This is a genomic window from Ruminococcus sp. 210702-SL.1.03, from assembly GCF_020559915.1.
Classification (GTDB): Bacteria; Bacillota; Clostridia; order Oscillospirales; family Ruminococcaceae; genus YE71.
The window spans coordinates 1-1,662 of record NZ_JAJCLZ010000078.1; the positions used below are offsets into that span (position 1 = coordinate 1).

General features: G+C 43.1%; 2 protein-coding genes. Both read left to right on the forward strand.

The window, feature by feature from the left end; genetic code table 11:
• Positions 1-1,196: collagen binding domain-containing protein (locus LI114_RS13380; RefSeq protein ID WP_264468335.1), on the forward strand; the 1,196-nt coding region annotated here is incomplete at its 5' end.
• Entirely contained in the window at positions 1,193-1,522 is a 330-nt protein-coding gene (locus LI114_RS13385; RefSeq protein WP_227221080.1) for a DUF3852 domain-containing protein, read from the forward strand. The genes LI114_RS13380 and LI114_RS13385, both read left to right, overlap by 4 nt.
• Positions 1,523-1,662: the final 140 nt, after the last annotated feature.

Here is a 1,662-nt window from a genome sequence, read left to right on the forward strand (position 1 = left end):
TCGCAAAATTTGATGTACAGATACCTTTTGGCAGGTATTATGTTCAGGAAATTGCAACCGATGAACACTATGTCCTTAACGGTGAAAAGTATCTTGTGAATTTTGAATATATGGGACAGGATATCCGGACTGTGGATATTGACTGCGGACAGTTCGTAAATCTCCTCAAGCGTGGCAGGATAGAGGGTCACAAGGTAGATGACAAGAGCGAACCTCTTGAAAATGCTGTGTTCGGGCTGTTTACTGCCGACTGTGTGAAGTTCAGCAGAGATACTGCAATAATGACTGCCGCTTCAGATGAGAATGGCTGTTTTGAGTTTACAGATGTTCCATTTGGAAAGTATATCGTTCGTGAGATAGAAAGTCCAAGGGGATATATTCTTAGCGACAAAGAATACACCGTTAGCATTTCGGAGGACGGCGAGGTTATTGAGATAACTGCGGAAAACAAGCCTATTACTGTCGAGATTTCAAAGCGTGATGTGTACGGAAACGAACTTGAGGGTGCTGAAATGGTGCTTGAAAATGCTGACGGTGAGACAGTTGATAAGTGGACTTCCGACGGCAAAAATCACATTGTTTCAAAGCTTGGTGCGGGTGAATATGTGCTTAAAGAAATTGCCGCTCCTGACTGTTATGTTATTGCAACTGACATCGGCTTTACGGTTGATATTTACGGCAATATTACGGTAGAAAACGTTGATTCAACAGCCGTTTCGGATAACGGCTATCCGCTTATAGTTATGGTGGATGATACGACTAAGGTTCGTATTTCAAAGCAGGACGTTACAACAGGCGAAGAATTGCCGGGTGCTACTTTGCAAATTATCGACGAGAACGGAAATGTTGTTGAAGAATGGGTATCCACAAATGAACCACATATGATTGAAGGAAAACTTATTGCCGGCAAGGAATACACGCTCCGTGAAATCATTGCTCCGGACGGTTACGAAATTGCAAATGAGATAAAGTTCACGGTAAACGAGGACGGTTCTGTGACCGAGGTCGTTATGTATGACGAGCATACGCCTGATCTTGAAACCCCTCCTACGGTCACAATAGATACTCCTCATACAGGTGTATCCGCAGACAATAGTGCTGAGCTTTATCTCGTAGCCACAGCGGTTATTATGGTTTTCGGTATGGTCATATGCAAGAAGAACGATAAGGAACAGAGAAAGGATGATGTGAAATGAGCTCTAAAAAGAAATTGATCGCAGCAGCAAGTTCGGTGTGCTTTGCGGCTATGATGTCGCTAACAGCTTATGCTTCGGGCGATGTTGCGGGGGCGGTCACAAGCACTTGGGGTGCGGCGAAATCGCAGATAACGTCTGTGGTCAACAATGTTGTTTTTCCTTGTCTTGATGTTATTCTGGCGATTCTGTTATTTGTGAAGATTGGAAGCGCATATTTGGATTATCGCAAGCACGGACAGATTGAATGGACGCCTGTGGCTATAATTTTCGGCTGCCTGATTTTTACGCTTACGGCTCCCCTGTATATTTGGAGTATTGTTAGTTAGATGAAGATAAAAAATGGTGCTGTATGGTAAATATCATACAGCACTATTTCTATTTTATCGGAAATTCCAATTCAAGGACGAACTCGAGTCTGAATACCCAACCGTGTAAATGACAATAATACCCACAAAGAAATTTGGAG